The sequence below is a fragment of the Pseudonocardia sp. ICBG1034 genome, from assembly GCF_020131375.1.
Classification (GTDB): domain Bacteria; phylum Actinomycetota; class Actinomycetes; order Mycobacteriales; family Pseudonocardiaceae; genus Pseudonocardia; species Pseudonocardia alni.
This window is the reverse complement of record NZ_JAHLEK010000015.1, coordinates 1,565,459-1,584,674: the sequence shown is the minus strand read 5'-3', so window position 1 is coordinate 1,584,674 and position 19,216 is coordinate 1,565,459. Positions and strand designations below refer to the sequence as shown.

Genomic DNA, 19,216 nt, shown 5'->3' with positions numbered 1-19,216 from the left:
TGTCTGCAGCTCCCGCACACGCAGTGATGCTGACGCGCCCTGCGCACGTGGTCAGGCTGTCGCCGGACGCGGAGCAGTCCGCCCGGCGCCGTAGGTGAGGCGGCGCAACAGAGCCTCGGCCGGCCCGCGCCGGCCCGCGCGATCCAGACCAGCGGCGACGACCACGGTGATCACCCAGGTGGCGACGGCGACCGCGGCAGCCGTCGCGGCGCCGAGCCGCCCGCCGAGGTCGAGCAACGCCGGCTCGGTGGCGACGAACCACACCGGCGACTGCGCGATGTAGAAGGTCATCGACCGGCGACCGCAGGCGACCAACGCGTTCGTGACCGGTCCGCGCCGCCGCCCGAGGCGGTCCGCCACGAGCGCGATCGCGGCCGTGAAAGCCAGCCCCCCGGCGACACCGGTCGCCGCGAACGTCACCTCGGCCAGCCCACCGGCCACGACCGAGCCCGGAGCCCACACACCCACCGCCTGCAGCGCGACCGGCTGCGCGCCCAGCACCGCCACCGGGAAACCGACCAGCACGACCCGCGTCAGGAGACGCCGGTAGCGGTCGGGTTGCTCGAGCAGCCGCATCCGGCCGGCCCAGACCCCGATCAGTACCGCGGGCGCGACACTCAACCCGGCGAGGGGCAACACCACGAGGGCGGACGCACGCAGCACCGCGCTGTCGAGCAGGGTCGCCCCGACAGCCAGCGGAGCGTCCGCAGCGAACTGTTGCAAAGCAGTAGCAGACGCGACCCCGAACACGAGCGTGACCACGAACACCGTCCACAACCGACGCCCCGACCAGGTCACCACCCCCGCGAACAGCAGCGCGAACATGCCGTAGGAACCGATGATGTCACCGCTGTAGAGCAGGACGACGTGGGCGATGCCGAACACGACCAGCCAGGCACCGCGCCGCCGGATCAGCCGCCGCGCGTTCGCGGCGTCCCCACCCGGGCCGGTCTGGCGCCGGGTCATCTGTACCAGGCCGTAGCCGAACAGGAGCCCGAACAGGGGCGCGGCCCGCCCGTCGACGACCGAGGTCAGAAGCCACTGCACAGCGACGTCCACCGGGCCACCACCGGCAGGCCTGGCGAGCAGGTTCCCACCCGCGTGCAGCATCCGGGAGTGGGCGAGGGCGATGAGCAGCAGCATCACCCCCCGCGCCAGGTCCGGCGCCAGGAGGCGCTCCGAGTCCGGTGTCGGGGAGACCCCACCGACCGCGGTCCGACGGGTTCGCGACATGGGACGGCACGGTATTGATCCCACCCGATGCTGCGCATCGTTCCGGCGGAGGACCACGCTCCTACGAAGGGAGGAGCCTCGTTCGCCCCTCGGCCTACCCGTCATCGGCACACCGGCCCGGACGCCGCGCCGCGGTGCCCCGCCTCAGCTGCACTCGTAGCTGATCCGACGACCTCGAGAGGACGGCCCCTGAACGTGCGGGGGTTCGCGATCGACGCGGACGGGCCGAGAGCAGCGGCGATCGGGGCGATGACGAACGCCGGTGTGGCGCCCGCCGACGGCCGAGCCCGGATGAGCAAGACCCAGCACCACGTGGCCGCACGCGATCGTCCACGAGACCCTGCAGGACTTCTTCGAGTCCATTCAGACCCTCCGCGAAGACCACACCGCAGGCACCCTCGTGGACCGAATCGTCTCCGCGACCCGAGTTCGCAACGGCCGACGATCGCTGGACGAGGGGGTGGCTCGGTGATCGGATCCTGGCCGGCGCGGACGCGCACGCGCAGCGCGCCGCTCGGGAGGACGTCGATGCTGCCCTTCCGGCGCCCCGCGGGCCTGGGGCTGGAGACAAGCCATCCGTGTCACGAGTCTGTCCGTCGATGGTGCATCAGACTGCGTTCGTGCTGGTCAGAGGGTGGAGCGGGCGACGGGAATCGAACCCGCGTAGCCAGAGGCAGCCGAAACCTCTCACACAACCTCTGACCTGAGACGACAGCAACGTCGGTGGGTACTGGAGGTGCAGGAACCCACGCGGTTCGGCGGCAGTTCGCACCACGATTGATGCGCGCCGGACATCAAGGGGCCAAACCGGACGAACTCGAGACCGCGCACTACCGTCACCACGACGTCCGACCCGAGCCAGAGCAGTCAACCCGTTCGCTCTCCGGACACGCCGGGGGGATTCAACCGGGTCCATCCCGAGGTCACTGTCGCCGGCCGAGGACGTCGGCCAGCACCTCGGTCCCCGTGCGCATGTCCTCCGCCGTCGTACCGGCGTAGCCCAGCAGCAGGGCCTGCTCGCGCGCGTCCCCGAGGTAGTGCGCGGACAGCGGCCAGACGTGCACCCCGCGGCGCAGCGCCGTGCGGGCGACCGTCCCGTCGTCACGACCGTCCGTGAGACGTGCGACCAGGTGCAGGCCGCCCTCCGACGGGGCGATGTCCAGCGGCAGGTCGGCGGCCCGCGCCCGGCGCACCAGGTCGTGCTGGCGTCCGGCGTAGAGCACGCGCATCCGACGCAGGTGACGTGCGAAGTGCCCCTGGTCGATGAAGTCGGCGACGACCGCCTGGTCCGCCAGGTGGGCGTGCATGTCGGCGCTCAGGTGCGCGGCGGCGAACGCATCCACCAGCTCGTGCGGGGCGATGACGTAACCGAGCCGCAGCCCGGGGAACAGCACCTTGCTGAAGGTTCCGACGTAGATGACCCGGTGCAGCGGGTCGATGGCGGCCAGCGCAGCGTGCGGCCTGCCCGCATACCTGAACTCGGCGTCGTAGTCGTCCTCGACAATCCACGCGTCGTGATCGTTCGCCCAGTCGATGAGCGACAACCTGCGCGGTAGCGACATCGTGTGTCCCAGCGGAAACTGGTGCGACGGGGTCACCACGGCCAGCCGGGCGGCCGGCTCGCACCGGATCCCGGCAGCGACGTCGAGGCCGTCGGCATCGACCGGGACCGGCACGATCCGCGCCCCGGCCGAGACCAAGGCCGCGCGGGCGCCGAGGTAGCCGGGGTCCTCCAGCCACGCGGCGTCACCGGGATCGAGCAGCATCCGGGCACAGAACTCCAGCGCCTGCTGCGATCCGGTCGTGATCAGGACCTGCTCGGCGGTGCAGTGCACCCCGCGCGCCGTCCCGATGTAGCCCGCGATCGCCTCCCGAAGCGGCCGGTAACCGACCGGGTCGTCGTAGCGCATGAGCTGCGGCGCCGACCGGTGGAACCGGGACGCGTACAGCTTCGCCCAGGTCTCGAACGGGAAGGCGTCCAGCGCGGGAAGCCCGATCAGGAACGACGTGCCGCGCGGCCGGCTGCCCAGCACCGCGGGCAGCGGCACCCGCCGGGTCCGCACCAGTCGTTCCCCCCGAGCCGACAGCCGGGCCCGGGCCGGCACCACGGTCGACCGCGGGCCGACGGCAGGCTCCGCGGTGGTCATCTGCTCGGGCAGGATCCGGGCGACGTAGGTCCCCGATCCCTGCCGGCCGTCGATGTACCCCTCGGACCGGAGCTGGTCGAAGGCCGCGAGCACGGTATTACGCGACAGGCCCGTCTCCTCGGCGAGCGAGCGACTGGGGGGAAGACGGGTTCCGGCCGCGAACTGCCCGTTCAGGATGGCGGTACGGAGCTGCTCGTACAACGCCTTGTACGCCGGCACGGGGCCCGCGCCGCCGGCAGCGGTCAGGTGCCCGTCGCCCTCCGGGGTGTTACCGACAGGTCTCACGTGGCTCCCTTGCCCACTCGTGAATTGGCTCTGGCAAACCCATGAGTGAACGCTAATCTCAGGAACCAACCGGTAGCCAGAAAAACACTCCGAATGTCATCGACCCGCAACACGGCACCGCCGGATGCGGGCGCCCGCCGGTCGATTCCCGACGACGTCGCCACCCATCTCGAGGAGATCCGAAACCGTGCCCATCTACCTCAGCATGCAACGTGTCCGATTCTCCAGCCCGGACGCCTACGAGAAGTTCAAGGTGGTCTTCGGCGACACCCGCCACCACCTGATGCAGCTCCCGGGATTCCTGCACCTGACCTGGTGGGAGCACCCCGACGACCGGAGCTGGTACAACGAGTGCAGCTTCTGGACCAGCAAGGAAGCGCTCTACGACTGGCACACCGACACCTACCACAAGCACGCCAAGGCCTGGGCAGCCAACGGCGCGATCATGGAAGACATCATCACGAACTTCGAACTGGTCGGAACTCGACTGCTGCGCATCTGTCCCTGCTGTAACGAATTGCAGGACAAGAAGTACGAGCTCGCCCAGGAACAGGCCGTACTGCGCGAGCAGTGCCCCAAGTGCGGGTTCCATTTCCCGTACATGACCGAACAGCCGTCGAGCTTCGCGGTGTTCAAGGACGTCCCGCTCGACCAGCTCGACGGTCCCCCGAACGGCGGCAGCGCCGAAGCCGGCACGGAGCAGGAGCCCGCGCGGTCCTGACGGCCCCGACGCCGAGCCGGGCGCCGGAGGCAGGTCTGCTGCCGGTCCGCGAACGGACCGGCAGCAGACCGTCACTCCGGAAGCCGATCCTTGGTGATCACCCAGAGCTTCTTGGTGAACGGCCCCTTCGACGTCCAGGTGATGTGCTGGCCCGAGTTGAGACCGATCAGGTCGCCCGCACGGTAGTTCGTCACCCTCCCGGACTCGGTCTCGCGGACCTCGACCTCCCCCTCCAGCAGCAGGATCGTCTCGTCGCCCAGCACCCCCGTGTACGGCGTCCGCAGCGTGCCGTCCGGGTCGGTGTCCGAGCCGGCGATCCCCTTGCCCGAGCGCCACACCCCACTCAGGTGCGTGCCGGTGGAGCCGCCCTCCCGGATGAAGAACAGCTCCCCCGCCACCTGCGGCCCCTCGGCGGGCTCGATGAAGTGGTACTCGGCCCACTCCTGCGGGTTGTCGTTGTGGTTGACGACCGTGACCTCCGTCGGCGCGGCGGGGTTCACGTCGGTGCCGTCCCAGATCACCCAGTACTTCTTGAAGTACGGGGCTCGCACCTCCCAGGTCAGCTCGACGCCCTTGGGGTGGCTCAGCACCGACCCGGGGACCAGCTCGTGCTTCTCGCCGGTGGCGTTCACGGTGACCGTCGCCGATCCCTCGAGAACGACCGCGGTCTCGTCACCCAGCGGGGACGAGTAGACGATCGTGTGCGAACCGTCCGGGTTCGCACCGGGCGCGGTCGGACCGGTGCGCCAGAATCCGGCCTGCAGCGAACCGCTGGTGCCGTGCGGACGAAAGACCGTCATCTCGCCGGCGACCTGTCTGCCCAGACGGGGCTCGTCCCACTCGAACGGCCCCCACTCCTCCGGGGCCGGGTTCGGCGTGCTGCCGTGCACCCTGTACTCAGCTACCGAGGTCATCGCCTTTTCCTCTCTGCCCGGCCCGGGCGGGCCGGAACCGTGACGCACAGCACGCTAGGCACCGGTCGTCGTCGGTTGTGTTCTCCCGCCGCCACCGACTTGCACCACGGCGCCAGCCGCACAGACCCGGCCGCAACGCAGTGACGTGGACCACGTCTGCTCGTACTCTGTGCGAGTGCCCAGCTCCGGTCCCGTCGACGCCTCGGTCGAGCGAGCCGACTCGTTGACGAACTGGGCCGACCTGATCCGGGACCGCTTCGTCCCATTACAGATCACCACGCACGGTCCGTCCGACCTTCGGGGCGCGGTGCGGACCCGGCACATCGGGCACCTCCAGGTCGCGAGGGTCCGGTCCGTGCCGCAGACCTTCCGGCGGACCCGCGCACTGGTCACGGCGTCCGAGTCCGACGTGTTCGCGGTCGGCGTGATCCGCAGCGGCACCGGCTATCTGGAGCAGGACGGCCGCCGGTGCGTCGTGGCCGACGGCGGGTTCGCGCTCTACGACACCACCCGCCCCTTCACCTGGAGCCTCGACGGCTCCTGGGACATGCGCGTCTACACCTGGCCGCGCAACGGCGTACCGTTCACCGACCTCGAGCTCGAAGCGCTCACCGCGCGCACCGTCTCGCCGGCATCCGCGGTGGGAACCCTGCTCGCTCCCATGCTCGACCGGCTCGCCGACGACCGTTCCCCGTCGACACCGCTCGCACCGACCACTGCCGTCCGGCTCGCCGACGAGGTGATGGAGCTCGCCGTACTCGCGGCCACCGACCACCATCAGGCGGCCGGGCACCTCCCGGTCGACCCGCAGCACGACCTACTCGTGCAGGTGCAGGAGTTCGTGCAGGACAACCTGACCCGCCCCGGACTCGATGCCGGGTGCATCGCGCAGGAGCTCTACATCTCCACCCGTACACTGCACCGCCTGTTCGCCCGCCACGACCTGACCGTCGCCGGATGGATCAAGGCGCGCCGTCTCGACGCGTGCCGGCGGGCGCTGTCCGGACCGGGCGGTGGCGACCTGCCGATCCATCGGATCGCCGCGCAGCACGGCTTCACCAACGCCTCGTTCTTCAGCCGGGAGTTCACCGCGCGGTTCGGGCTGACGCCACGGGAGTGCCGGCTCCGCAGCCGCCGGTGAACCGCCCGGCAGCCCTGGCGGAGCACGACGAGGCCCCGCCGGCGTCCGCGGCGGGGGAACCGTGGATCAGGCGGTCGGTACCGCTTCGTTCGTGATGACCCAGAACTTCTTCACGTACGGGGTCTTCGAGGTCCAGGTGATCGGGGCCCCCAGACCCCTCGAGGATGACCATCGTCTCGTCACCGAGCGGCGCGGAGTACACCACGTCGCAGGATCCGTCGGCCTCTCAGCCGGCGATCTGGTGGCCCGTCCGCCACAGGCCCGACGGTGCAGTGGATCCCGGCAGCGGCGCAGCTCGGCGTAGAACGAATCGAGGATCTCTGCGTCCCGCTCGCCGACCTCGAGCCTGCCGACGAGCGGCTCGATGTGGTTCTTCACGTACCCGCGGTAGAGCTGCAATGTGTTCGGCGCCCCGGAGAACTGATCCAGGTGCTTGTCCAGCAGGTGCGCGACCGTCGCGCTGGTGCGCGGGCTCCGGCGCTCCTCGATGTCACGCAGCATCCGGTCCCGGACCGCGTACACCTGCTTCTCGGCATCCGGCCGGCCGGGACGATCTCGACGAGGTCGTGCCGGCGCTCGGTGATCGGGTCCTGACCGGCGTACACGCGCACGCGCAACGCGCCGCTCGGGAGGACGTCGATGCTGCCCTTCTGGCGCCCCACGGGCCTGGGCCGGAGACGAGCCATGACACGAACGCTAGAGGCGCTCGTGTCATGCTCCGTGTCACGAGTCTGTCTGTCGATCTTGCATCAGACTGCGTTTCGCGCTGGTCAGAGCGTGGAGCGGGCGACGGGAATCGAACCCGCGTAGCCAGTGTGGAAGGCAGCCGTGACCTCCCACCCAGACCACTGACCTGCACGACAGCAGCGCTCGCGACCTCAGCAGGTGCAAGATCCTCCGCGGTTCGACAAGAGTTCGCACCAGGATTGATGCACGCCCCGCTCGGTCATGGAAGGTTTACCACCTCCCGAGTGCTCATGGTGTCCTGCTAGCCGGAGTGAGTGCCATAGAGGGGAGGTCACAGGGTCACGTCCCCACGGTGCGACAAACGGCCACCGACGGGCGGCTCGCTCTGATATCCGCGGCGAGGGAGCGCAACACCTCGACGACGACATCCATCCGCTGTGGGTCGGAGAGGAACCGGGCGGCGACGCCAGCCGGCACCGCCTCGAGCCCGACCAAGTCATGCACGGTCCGGCGCACACCCTCGACAAGATCATGATCCGCGGGCAACAGGACCAATGCGCGTACGACGGTCTCATCAGGTCCCGCATTCGTCGACCCGCAGTCGGCTCCGGCCACGACGTGGAAGATGCGGGCACCATCGTCGGGCGTGTCCAGGCTGAGGACACCCGGGTGCGGACGGCGGCCGAGCGGCTCGTCAACGTAGCGATCCCACCAGGTCAACGACCGCCCGTCAGACATGTGGAAGCGCGGACCGGAGCGACCGGCCCGGCTGACCGCCGGCATCGCTGACCGCGCCTTCTCCAGCCACTCGTCGGTACTGCCGCCAAACTCCGCGGCGGCTCGCTCGGCGAGTCGTCGCAGCAGATGCTCCTCGCCGTTAAGCGGCGCAGGCAACCCAGCCTCGTCGACCAGATACTCGAGCAGCGCGCGGTGGAATTCGTCCGGTAGTAACCGTGCGCGTCCGCCCCGGCGGATGCGATCGATCCGGGTCTGAGCGCCAGCCGCGGCACGCCGGTCGCGGATCCAGTCTCCAGACAGCCGCATCCGGATGTGCCGACGCACCGCTCCCGCCGGATTCGACAGCTTCCGCCCGGCCAGGAAGCGGTCGGCTCCCGCCAACACGTCGATCACGTAGTCCCGGCACGGACAGTCCCCAGCTACGACCAGATCGGCGCCGGTCCCGGGGACGCCCCTCCCGGCGCCGAGCACGGTGGATCCGGAACGCAGCGAGAGATCACAACCGTCACGCAGCGCGTGACGGTGGATGACTGCACGCACGGTGCGCGTCTCCCACCACACCGCCCGCAGGACCTCGGCGCGCGAGCCCTGCCCAAGGGCCGCAAGACCGGCCCGGACCCGAGGAGGACGGCGATACAAGGTGGTCATGCATACTTTTTACGACTTGAGGCAGATTTTGTAAACGGCGAAGACGACCACGATGCCCTGCACTACCGGTTAGGATCCGATCAAGGAGTTGATCGCATGACGCTGCTGCCGGCGCGCATACCGGAAATCCCCGAAGACCGCGCGGGGATAGTCCCAGCGCGACTCGCGCGTAAGGTCGGCCCGCTGTTTGGGGTCACCTGGGAAGACGGTCCGTTCGGACCCCGGACCTGGGTCAGCGACCACAGCCGGATCACGCTGTCCGAGATCGCCCGCGGAGCGCCACAACCGACCCGCTCCCAGTCGGTCCGCCCGGCGGCCGGTGAGGTCTGGGGGATCATCGATCGGGTCGGTGTCACCGCGCAGCGCGGCAACCTGCCGAATGAGATCGCCAATGCCACGCTCAACCGGTTCGGCCCGGACACCCGCTCCGCGGTGCTGTTGACGGCCGTGAACCGGCTGCTCGACCCGGTGCGGCGGTCGATCGACGACGCCCTCTCCCTGCTGCGCGACGCGACGGGGGCACCGCTCGATCCGGAGCTGCGCCTCGCGGCCTGGGCGGCGCTGGTGGTGGAGACCTTCCGCTCACAGCCCGCGCTGGTCGCGGCGGGCACCGGCGCGCGCACAGTCCAGCGCGAGCTGATGTCGGCATGGGACCTGCCGCGCGCGGACTCGCTGGGCTCGACGCCCTTCACCCGCTGCGAGATCAGCTCGTCGGACCGTCCGCGCTCGCCCTCGCAGCCGAACGAGCTCGAACTCGTGGACGCGACCTTCGCCGCCCTCGGTCTGGACGATCCGTCCGGGCCCGAGCTTGCCCGCAGGTTGCGCCACGACGAGATCGTCGACCGGCTGCTGCGCCGGTTGCGCGCGGCCGGGTCGCTTCAGGACTCCAGCCACCTGTGGCTCTCCGAGCGGCGCCCGGGCGAGGTCGTCGTGGAGGCCCTGGTCCCGCCGACCCGGCTGGTGCACGAGTTCGTCGGGCAGGTGCTGCCGGCGACACCGGACCCACCGCTCCCGCGTCCGCCGGACGCCGCGACACTCGGTACCGCACCCCCGCTGAGCCGGCGCGCGACGCTCCTCGCGCTGCTCGGCGTCGTCCGGCACGTGCTGGCCACTCCGCGGCGTCGGGAACGCCACCGGACCGGCGCTGTCGAGGTGGCCGAGCGCACCGCGGAACTCGCGGAATCCGTGCTCGCCGACGACGACCCGGTCCGGGCGGTCGTGCGCTGCCGGGCCGCGCTGATCATTGTCCAGTGCCTGCGGCACAGCACCGAGCACGACCTGTCCGCCCCGCTGAACACGCTGCTGACCGCCGCCGGGGACTGCATCGACGCCTACCGGGCCGGCAGCCTCGACCGCGGAGCGACCGCGGAGATCCTCGGCGCGGCGAACATCGAGATCAACGCGATCCGGCGGCACAACGCCGGACGGCAGCCCGGACTGCCGTCCCCGGGAGTCCTCGACGAACGGCTGCGCGCGAGCTGGCGGGTCTGGTTCGACGCCGTCGAGCTCGACCCCGGGCGGGTCACCGAGCCCGGCCCCGGCATGGTGGGGTTCCACCTGCACAATTACGCCGCGTTTCTCGCGTCGCACCCCGGGTCGCCGGAGGATCTAGCGCTCGCGATGCGGCTATACCGCAGCGTGGTCATCCCGGCCCGGCAGGAGTTCCGGGACCGTGGCGGCCCCGACGAGCCGCTGCGCCACGCGCTCCAGATCGCCTCCCGGGCAGCAGGAGCCCAGGCGGCAGCGGCGCTAGCCGAGGGTTCGCCGGAGCGGGCCCGGGGGCACGCGGCCGAGGGCCTCGGCTGGATTCGTTCGGTGCTCGAGGAACCCGGCACCGACGCCGTGCTCACCGCGACTACCGAGCAGGCCTACCGGCTCGCACTGCTGGCCGCCCCGGCGGTGCTGCTCGCCGCCGAGCTGGATGCGCCCGGCACCCGTCCGGACGACCGCGCGCTGGTCGCGGAGCTGCTCGGGCACGCCCGGCGGTGGGAGCGGAGTACACCGGCCGGGGTCACCGGCACGCATGCCAGGCACGTCGAGATCGAAGATCTGCAACGGCGGCTGGACGCGCTGGTCGGGCCGGAGACGGCTGAGCCCCGGGGCGAACCGGAACATGCCCACCCGCCGCGGTAACGACCGGCGCACCGGCACCGACTGCGGTGTCGCGGCACCCGCCGCCGTCGATCGTGGGAGGTGGACGTGACCGATCCGTGCGGGCAGCCCCTCCCGTGTGCCCGCACCGTCGCCACCGGACCGGGATCGGTACCGGGAGTGTCCGGCATCCGCCGGACACGACCGAACGGGAGCGATCGCGATGACCGGTGGAGACGACGACGACGACAACTTCGTCAGCACGCCCGACCCCCTGCGCGCCCGCCGCTGAGCGGGACGTCCGGGGCGGGCGCCCGCCCCGGAGGTGCCCGTGTCGAGTGATCGGCGCGAGCGGGCGGAGCTCGACATGACCGCTGCAGTGCAGGCGGAGCTGAACGACGACCGGGAGACCGCAGCCATGCTGGTCCGGCGATGCGCCGACGACGTGGCCGCGGTCCTGCCCGAGGCGCTGCCGGACTGGGCCTGGGTGGCCGGCCGCTGCGCCGGCCACGATCCCGCTCTCGGCGACGCCCGCACCCTGCTCCGGATGGCCGAGCACGGCTTCCGGGAACAGGACCGGCCGATCGACGCGGCGTTCGCCTGCGCCGCGCTGGCCGAGCTGCCGGACACCCCGATCGACGAGGCGCTCGCGCTCTGGGCGGAGTCCGCGGACTTGGTCGCCCGCAGCGAGTACACGGCCGATGACGGGACCGCCGACTGGATCCGGGGCTGCGTGGAGGAGGCCGCGGCCGCGGCGGCTCAGGCGGTCGCGGCACTGCGCGTCCACGGCGACGAGGCCCGCGCCGCCGAGCTGGTCGGCGCGGCGCACGCGCTGAGCCACCGGCACGGACCCGACGACCTCACCGGGCAGCTGGGAGCGCTGGCGACGCACCTCGCGTGCGGTGCCGGGCTTCCGGTGGCCGAGGCGCTGCCGCGGTTCGCCACCGCACGCGTCCTGCTCGGCCTGCCTGGGCCCGGCAACCGCATCGACCTGGCGCGGGTCGACCTGTTCGAGGCCCGCGCCCTGCTGACCGCCTACCGGCTGACCGAGGCCGAGTCCCTCCTGCACGCCGCCCTGCCGGAGTTGCGGATGTCCGGCAGCCGGGACGAGATCGAGGGGGCCGAGGCGATGCTGCTGGCCGTCGGCGCGGCCGGCGACGGCACCGCGGTGCCCGGAGCGCAGGTGGGCTCACCCGAACGCTGGTCAATCCCGGAGCTCCGGGCCGGTGCGTTGGCGCTCCAGGCCGTCGCGGCACTGGCCGACGGGCGGGTCGACGACGCGGCGGAGCAGTTCGAGCGGGCCGCCAGCACCGCGGCCGGCGACGGTCTGGCCGCACGCGCCGCCACGTTCGCCGGGCTCGCCGCACTGGTGCGGCTGGCCGATCACGGCGACCGGCCGGGTGCACTGCGCAGCATCGCCGAGCTGGAGCGGCTGCGCGACGACCCCAGGACCGCGGCCGTCGACGACGTGGTCCGGGTGGCGTTCACCCTGGCCCAGCTCCGCGGGGCCATCGCCTACCTGGCGGGCGACCGGCAGGAGCGCCGCGACCGGCTGGCCGAGCTGGAGGACGAGCTGCTCGGGCTCGGCGCGGGGCTGCTGGCAGCGCGGATCGCGCTGGACCGGGCCCGCGACCTGCTCGACGACGACCCCGGCGGGGCGCTGCAAACCGCCCTTCCCGCCGCGCTGGCCGTGGACTCGCTGCGGTTCATGATGCCGGACGCCGGGCGCCGCCGGCGCTGGGCGGGTGTGGCGGCCGCCGGGTTCGACACATCGTTCCGGGCCGCCGTCGCCTGCGGTCGGCCCCGGCTCGTCGCCGAGCTGCTCGAGGTCGTGCGCGGGCACGCGATCCCGGTCGCGCTGGCCGACCCGGACGAGGGCGGCCCCGGTGACCTCGCCCGCACGCTCGCCGACCTCGCCGATGTCACGGCGCCCCCGGCATCGGCGCCGACCACGATGGCGCAGGACACCACACTGTCGGGAGCAGCCGTCGTCGCCGCGGCCGGGAATCCTGGGCGCACGGGTCTCGGGCTGCCCGCGCAGCTGCGGACGCCGTGGAGCGGGCCGGCCGGCGGCCACGCTCTCGCCGACGCGCTGGACGATGCGCGGCACTACAGCCACCCGTTGCGCGCTGATGCGGTGGCGCATTGGCGACCACGGGCAGCCGGACACGGGCAACGGGAAGGCGGCACATGACGCACACGGTCACCCTCGAAGAGGTCCTCGCCGCGGTGTGGGCCCGGCACACGGCGGGTGGGGCGCCGGAATGGATGCACGGGCTCGGCGCCAGCGACACCCGGCGCCGGCTGGGGCGCGCGGTGGCGGCCCGGTGGCTCGGGCTGGCCGCGCACACCGAGTCCGGCGGCGGCCGGGTCCGCTCGACTGTGCGGCTGGACCCCGAGGAGGCGGTGGCGTTGCAGCGCTGGCTCGGCGGTCCGGGCTGGGACGTCGTCCGGGACCTGTCCCGGACCGCCCGCACGATGAAGGACGAGACGGTCGCCACGCTGCGGGCCGGCGGCGTCACCGTGACGCCCCGAGACGTCGGCTCTTGGGCCCTGGGCGTCGTCGGTGCTTTCCACTGGCGGCACGGGCGATACCCGACCGTCGCGGACCTCGCAGAGACCGCCGACCGCTACCAGGCCAGCTCCCATCGGGAGGGACCGTTGCGCACACTGCGCCTGGAGCGCCCTGCGTTCGATGCGGTCGCCGACCCGGAGTGGGACCGCGTCTGGCCGAAGGACCGGGCCGCCGCCCCGCCATCGGCCGTTGGTCTCGGCCTTGGCCGGGCCGAGCGACCGCCGATGTACGGCCGCACCGGCGACTGGCAAGCCGGCACCGACCGCCCGGTCCACCTGCGCTACCGCCGCTACTTCGACAACCGTTCCCGGATCGCGGCGCCCGGCGTGGCGCCGGAACGCCACATCACCCGCCGCTACCTCGGCGGGGATCCGTCGGTGATCGTCGTCGAGGAGCTGAGGCGGGCCGCCGCCCCGCTCGGCCTGGCCGTGACCGGGCACGTGGCCGGGGTGACGGCAGTCGCCAACGCACTGCGCCCGAACCCGCGCCGCGCTCTGGTCCGCGACGTCGACGGGGTAGGCCTGCTCGCGGCGTGGTCGGAGGCGGCGGACCCGCTGCCGGTCGGCCCGGACCCTGATCTGACCCGCGCCGTCGCCGCGTTCGCTGTCGAGTGGACGGCGAACACCGACCTCGCCGAGGTGCTGGAACTCGATGCCGCGTCCCTGGGCAGGGCCGTCGCACGTCGGGTGTGGCACCGGTTGCACGGCCGGGAGGTCGAGTGGGACACCCCGGTCGACCGGGCCGGGCTCGTCCGGGAGCTGCGCGGCGCGTTCCAACGGCACCTCCTGGAGTACGACGAGCCGCCCGACGGCCCACCTCAGCCGGCGGTCTCGTCCGCCGCCGACCGCTCGCCGGACGAGCCGCCAGCGGCCGCCGCCGACCTCACCGAGGCGCAGCAGCGCACGTTCGGGGTGCTCGGGCTCGACCCGCGCACCCCGCGGATGACGGCGATGATGCTCGACGGCGACGAGGCGGGGTGGCGGCAGCTCTACTCCGAGATCGTCGCTGGCCTGGACGGGGCGCTCAGCGCGGACGCGGTGTTCGACTTCATGCACGACCTCCCGGAGGCGAGCTGAGATGGCCACGGCCGACGAGATTGTCGTCCGGTCCGGTGCCGGACGGGCGCTGCTGGCCGGGCCGGTACCGGCCTGCCCGGCCGGGCGCGCGATCGTCGCATTGCCCGGCGGGGAGGTGCACCTAGACCCGGCGGCGCCGGACGACCCGCCGCTGCTGGTGCTGCGCGACCCGGCGGAGGCCGGCCCCGCGGTCGCCGAGCTGCTCGGCCCCGCGGCACTGGACGCCGTCCGGCGGGCCGCCGACGGTCCCGTCACGACGGCGTGGAGCCCGGGCTCCGGCTGGGCCGCCGTGCGCCGGGCCGGGCTGTGCCGCTGGCTGCGCCGCCACGGCCCGGACGTGCTGCCGGCTGCGCTGCTGGACCTGGACGAGGGCGTGGCGGCGACCGCCACCGAACTCGACGCTTGGGAACACACCGCCGCGCAGGGTCTGCTCAGCGGCTCCGCCGCCACCGCGGCGCGGCTGTCGGAGCTGGCACGCATCCCCGGCCTGCCGCCGACCCCGCCGGGACTGCCCGAGCTGCTCGCATCCGCGCTTGTCGCGACCCTGGAATGGGCGCCACTCGACGCGGCGACGGCCGACCGGCTGCGCCACGAACAGGATCTCGGCGAGGCACTGCGCCGGTTCGGTGCCGCCGGGCGCACGATCGACTGGTCCGCGCTGGCCGCGATCCCCGAGGTCGGCGGCCGCGAACCGGCCGCCGCAGGCGCGGCCGGGGGTGCAGACGACCCCGGGTACCGGGGATCGGTCGACTGGCACCAGGTGCCGCGCGGGGTGCTGGACACCGCGGAGGACACGGTGAGCTGGACCGTCAGCGGGGACGTGATCGAGGTGAATGTGCGGGCCCGCCCGGGCGGCCCGGACCATCCGGGCCTGGCGTTCCGGGTATACGCACCCAGCGACCCGTTCCCGCTCGGGCGCTCGACGCTGCACCGCAGCCCGGACGGCACCCGGTTCCGCGGCCGAACCCGGCTGCGCCCGACCGCGACCGGGCCCGGCGGTCTCGCCGTGGACGTGTTCGACGCGACCGACCGCCGGCGACCCCGCCTCGGGGTGGACGCGGTCGGGGCGCGAGCGCTGCGGTGGGCCGCCCGCGGGGTGACGCTGGTGCGGCTGGCCGGGACCGGCGTGACGGCGGACGGTGTCGCCGCGGAGGCGCTGCGCGAGGCCGAGGCGCTGCACGACGAGGTCGCCGAGACCCACCCGGACGACGAGCGCCGCGCCCTCGCCCTGCGCTGCGCCGCCCGGTGCGCGGGATTGCGCCGGGCAGTCCTCGTCCGCGCGGGCGAGGACCGGCAGGCGTCCGCGATCGGTCGTGCGTGGACGGACGTCGGGGAGCCGGTCACGGCGGCCGACGTCGCGGTCCCGGACCTGGACCGGCCGGGCTGGCGTCCGCTGGCCGCCGAGCACGCGCTGACCGGCCCCGGGGTGTGGTGGGGATGAACGAGCATGCCTGGTGGCTCTCGATGGAACCGCTCGGCGACGACGTGGTGTGGGCGCTCACCCTCGTCGTCGACGGGCAGGCGCCGGACGGACCGGTGGACGCCGGCCTGCTGCCCCGGATGGGCTTCGTCCGCCGGCTGGTGACCGACGCTCTGCCGACATCGGAGCAGCTGGCCGAGCGGTCCTGGTCGGGTGCGCTGTCCTCGCGGGGCTCGGAGTGCGACCTCGCCGTCGTGCTGGGCCGGCGGCTGCTCCCGAGGGCGCTACGCGACGCGCTGCTCGCCCGGCCCGCCGGGCGGCACACGGTCTCGGTGGCGGTCCGCGGCTGGCTTGCCCGGGTCCCGTGGGACGCCGTGGCCGTCGACGACCGGGGCGACCGCAGGCTCGTCGAGTGCGCGACGGTCGTCGCGGGCCTGCCGGCGACCCTGCAGGTCGGGCGGTCCCGGCTGCCCGACGCCGGCGCCGACGGGCCGGTGCTGCGGATCGTCGACCCCGGCCCGGAGACCCACGGCCGACTGTGCCCCCGTGGGGTGGGGCCGTGGTGGGAGCTGTGCGACGACGCCGAGGTGATCCATCCGCAGCGCGGCCGGTTCGGGGTCGCCGCGCTCTCCCGGCAGCTGACCGACGGGCGGCCGTCCCGGCTGGTCTACTACGGGCACGCCGAACCGGGCACTGACGACGCCCCGGCCGCGGCCGGTCTGGTGCTGACCGGGCCGGGCCGGGCGGCGGAGCTGTTTACCGCGTTCCGGTGGCTGGCCGAGCCGGAGCGGTTCCCGGCGCCGCCGCGGATCGCGCTGATCGCCTGCGGCAGCGACGACAGCGCCGGCTTCGAGCAGTCCGGGATGCCGGTCGCGGCGATCAACGCCGGTGCCGGGCTGGTGACCGCGACCCGGTGGATGCTGCCGGTGGACCGCACCCGCCCGGACACCTGCCCGACCCGGGCGCTGGGCATGGCCGTGGACGACGCGCACGGCTCCCCCGACCCGCTGGCCGCACTCGGGGAATGGCAGCGGGCGCGGCTGGCCGCCTGGCGCGCGCACGGCGCGGTGGAGGACGTGCCGCTGCTGTGGGCGTCGCTGGTCACCTATCTCGCCCCGGACGCCGGATGACCGGCCCTGCGGCACGGGTGCTCGCCGGTGACGCGGACGACGCCGAACTCGCCCGGATCGCCGCACGGGCCGGTGACGACCTGCTCGCCGAGCTGGCCGGCGTGCTCACCAGCACCTACGACGACGTCGAGGCGGCCCGGCGGGCGGCCGTGGCGGTGACGCGTTTCGCCGCGTTCCTGTCGCCCCCGCACCGGGAGCCCACGGCCGCGGCGGCCGCGCTCCGGCTGGCCGAACTAGACGGCGACGACGGTGATCTCGACGGCGCCCGGACCCGGGCCGAGCACGTCGCCGGCCGGCTGGACCCGGACGTCCACCCGGAACAAGCGGCACGGGCGCAGATCCTGCTGGGGCTCATCGCGCAAGCCCAGGACCGGGACGGTGCCGCGGTCGCGCACTGGGACCGGGCGGGCGAGCTGTGGGAGACGGCGGGCGACCCGTCGTCGGCCGCGGCGGCGGCGGCGTCCGCGGCGAACCTGCTGACCTCCCTCCCGGATCCGGCCGCCCGGCCGGGCGCCGTCGAGCTGCGGGACCGCTGGACCACCGCCTGCGAGCTGTTCGCCCGCGCAGGGGAGCTCGACGACGCACGGATCTGCGGGACGAACGCGTCGGTGTACGCGATCGACGTGCTCAAGGTCGCGGGCGGGCGGTGGGATCCCCGCCGGCTGCGCGACGACGCGCTCGCCGCCCGCGCGTTCGCCCGGCGCCACGGCGCCGACCAGGAGGCCGTGCACCTGCTGTTCTTCGTGACCGTCGCGACAGCCGACCTGAGCGCACCGATGGCGGAGATCCGCGGGTGGGCGGCGACGGCCCGCGCCGAGTACGACGCGCTCGACCACGATCCGGCGGTCGTCGCCGGCTGGCGGGCGCGGTTCGACTTCGCCGAGGGCAACGCCGCCCTGACCTTGGGGGATGCGGTGTCCGCCGAGGCGCCGCTGCGCCGGGCGCTCGCGCAGGCCGTGCACGACGGCGACGAGGAGCTCGCCGACACCGTCCGGTCCCAGCTGCTCTCCATCGTCTACGCGGGTGACCCCAGAGGCGACGAGCGAGCCGCGGCCCTGCTGCGGGAGACGGGCGGGCGCGGCCTCGACCGGGACGCGACCGCGTCCCACATGGCCGAGGTGCTGGCCCGGGAGGCCGGGGACGAGGCTGGGGCCGACCGGCTGCACCGGTGCACCCTCGCGCTGCTGCGTGACGCGGGCGAACCGATCAAGGCCCTCGTCGTCGACCTGGAGCACGCGATGTGGCTGCTGCGGCGGGGTTCCCCGCTGCCCGCCCGCTCCGCGCTGGCCGCGGCCCGGCTCTGCCTCGACGACCCGCCACCGGGGGCCGGGCACGGGATGCTGCGCTGGCTGGGCATGACGGTGGTCACCGCGCGCGTCGCACTCGCCGAGCACGCCGGTGACCGGCCGGGTTCGCTGGCCGGGCTGGCGGAGCTGGAGTCACTGCAGCTGGCCGCCGGGTCGGGGGTGCTCGCCGCCCGCACCGCCGTGCACCGTGCCCGGATGCTGTTCGACGACGGCGAGACGGCCCGGGCCTACGACGTCGCGCTGCCGGCGGCGCTCGCGTTGGACGCGGTCCGGTTCACGCTGCCCGATGCGGGGCGCCGCCGCCGATGGGCCGGCATCGCGGCCGAGGGGTTCGCGCTGGCGTGCCGGTCGGCCGCGGCCCTCGGGTACGTCCGTCAGCTGGGTGAGCTGCTAGAGGTGGTGCGCGGGGCGAGCCTGCCGGAGCCGTCCACCGAGCCCGCGGACTCCCTCGACGAGCTGCTCGCCCATGTCGGTCAGGACCCGCAACAGGGCGATCACGGCAGGCGCGGCGGATCCGCCGAGGCGGCGGGATCCGGTGCCGTACCCGCCGGCGCCGGGCGGACCGCCCTCGGCCTGCCCGTCCAGCTGCGCACCCCGTGGGGCTCGGCCGCCCTGGCCGAGCCGCTGGAGCGGGCCCGCAGCTACCTCGACCCGGTCCGCGCGGACACCGTTGTCGACTGGTCGGTGCCCGCGCTCAGCGCGGGACGATCAGCCGCAGCAGGCGGATGACCACCCACAGGGACACGATCGTCAGCAGCAGGCTCCCCGCGAGCGCCGGGCCGTCGCTGATCAGCGCGTCGGTCACCGCCGCCAGCAGACCGACCCCGGTGACGACCGCGGCCATCCACCGCACGAGCACCCCGCCGACGACCATCCCCAGGCACACGACGCCGATCAGCACGAGCGACCCGGCCGGCAGGCCGAGCGACGCGTCGATTTTCAACAGCGTGTAGAGCACCTGCCCGACCTCGCCCGCGGAGAGCAGCACGGCCAGGTCCGCCGTCGTGACGTCCGCCCTGCTCCGGCCTCCGAACGCACGCAGGGCCACCAGGCCCACCAGCAGCGCGACAGCCGTCAGAACCAGGCTCGTGATCATCGGTGTC

14 protein-coding genes are annotated in these 19,216 nt (G+C 73.4%); 8 read left to right on the top strand and 6 right to left on the bottom strand.

Annotated features, from left to right (window positions below; all coding sequences use genetic code 11):
• Positions 1 to 51 precede the first annotated feature (51 nt).
• Both KPF22_RS08910 and KPF22_RS08905 read right to left on the bottom strand, forming a co-directional pair.
• Positions 52 to 1,233 (bottom strand): DUF418 domain-containing protein, encoded by a 1,182-nt coding sequence (locus tag KPF22_RS08910; protein ID WP_224401710.1) that lies wholly within the window; start codon positions 1,231 to 1,233, stop codon positions 52 to 54.
• A gap of 923 nt (positions 1,234 to 2,156) precedes the next feature.
• Positions 2,157 to 3,665 carry a PLP-dependent aminotransferase family protein gene (locus KPF22_RS08905; RefSeq protein ID WP_224401709.1) on the bottom strand — a complete coding sequence of 503 codons (1,509 nt, stop codon included), beginning with the start codon at positions 3,663 to 3,665 and terminating at the stop codon, positions 2,157 to 2,159.
• 205 nt (positions 3,666 to 3,870) lie between these two features.
• On the opposite strand from KPF22_RS08905, the gene KPF22_RS08900 reads away from it, so the two are divergent.
• Positions 3,871 to 4,386, top strand: a complete 516-nt coding sequence (locus tag KPF22_RS08900) for an antibiotic biosynthesis monooxygenase (RefSeq protein WP_224401708.1) — start codon at positions 3,871 to 3,873, stop codon at positions 4,384 to 4,386.
• 71 nt (positions 4,387 to 4,457) lie between these two features.
• On the opposite strand, the gene KPF22_RS08895 is transcribed toward KPF22_RS08900, so the two are convergent.
• Entirely contained in the window at positions 4,458 to 5,300 is an 843-nt protein-coding gene (locus tag KPF22_RS08895; protein ID WP_224401707.1) for a cupin domain-containing protein, read from the bottom strand.
• A gap of 175 nt (positions 5,301 to 5,475) precedes the next feature.
• Between KPF22_RS08895 and KPF22_RS08890 the strand changes: the two genes are divergently transcribed.
• Complete coding sequence (locus KPF22_RS08890; RefSeq protein WP_224401706.1) at positions 5,476 to 6,441, top strand: helix-turn-helix domain-containing protein; 966 nt, start codon at positions 5,476 to 5,478, stop codon at positions 6,439 to 6,441.
• Positions 6,442 to 6,507: 66 nt separating this feature from the next.
• On the opposite strand, the gene KPF22_RS08885 is transcribed toward KPF22_RS08890, so the two are convergent.
• Together KPF22_RS08885 and KPF22_RS08880 are read right to left on the bottom strand one after the other, a co-directional pair.
• Positions 6,508 to 6,942, bottom strand: a complete 435-nt coding sequence (locus KPF22_RS08885; protein ID WP_224401705.1) for a hypothetical protein — start codon at positions 6,940 to 6,942, stop codon at positions 6,508 to 6,510.
• A gap of 525 nt (positions 6,943 to 7,467) precedes the next feature.
• Positions 7,468 to 8,514, bottom strand: a complete 1,047-nt coding sequence (locus KPF22_RS08880; protein ID WP_224401704.1) for a hypothetical protein — start codon at positions 8,512 to 8,514, stop codon at positions 7,468 to 7,470.
• A 96-nt stretch (positions 8,515 to 8,610) separates the two neighbouring features.
• Between KPF22_RS08880 and KPF22_RS08875 the strand changes: the two genes are divergently transcribed.
• From KPF22_RS08875 to KPF22_RS08850, 6 genes are all read left to right on the top strand, one after another.
• The gene (locus KPF22_RS08875; protein WP_224401703.1) at positions 8,611 to 10,647 is read left to right on the top strand and encodes a hypothetical protein; all 2,037 of its coding nucleotides are present in this window, start codon (positions 8,611 to 8,613) and stop codon (positions 10,645 to 10,647) included.
• 325 nt (positions 10,648 to 10,972) lie between these two features.
• The gene (locus KPF22_RS08870; RefSeq protein ID WP_224401702.1) at positions 10,973 to 12,799 is read left to right on the top strand and encodes a hypothetical protein; all 1,827 of its coding nucleotides are present in this window, start codon (positions 10,973 to 10,975) and stop codon (positions 12,797 to 12,799) included.
• Entirely contained in the window at positions 12,796 to 14,256 is a 1,461-nt protein-coding gene (locus KPF22_RS08865; RefSeq protein ID WP_224401701.1) for a hypothetical protein, read from the top strand. Before KPF22_RS08870 ends, KPF22_RS08865 begins: the two co-directional genes overlap by 4 nt.
• Position 14,257: 1 nt before the next feature.
• Positions 14,258 to 15,697, top strand: a complete 1,440-nt coding sequence (locus KPF22_RS08860) for a hypothetical protein (protein WP_224401700.1) — start codon at positions 14,258 to 14,260, stop codon at positions 15,695 to 15,697.
• Positions 15,694 to 16,806: a hypothetical protein gene (locus KPF22_RS08855; protein ID WP_224401699.1), complete on the top strand. Its 1,113-nt coding sequence runs from the start codon at positions 15,694 to 15,696 to the stop codon at positions 16,804 to 16,806. The genes KPF22_RS08860 and KPF22_RS08855 overlap by 4 nt, the downstream gene beginning before the upstream one ends.
• Entirely contained in the window at positions 16,803 to 18,842 is a 2,040-nt protein-coding gene (locus KPF22_RS08850) for a hypothetical protein (protein WP_224401698.1), read from the top strand. Before KPF22_RS08855 ends, KPF22_RS08850 begins: the two co-directional genes overlap by 4 nt.
• Here KPF22_RS08850 and KPF22_RS08845 read toward each other — a convergent pair.
• Positions 18,808 to 19,209, bottom strand: a complete 402-nt coding sequence (locus KPF22_RS08845; protein WP_224401697.1) for a hypothetical protein — start codon at positions 19,207 to 19,209, stop codon at positions 18,808 to 18,810. The two genes, KPF22_RS08850 and KPF22_RS08845, sit on opposite strands and share 35 nt — an antisense overlap.
• Between the last annotated feature and the right edge of the window lie 7 nt (positions 19,210 to 19,216).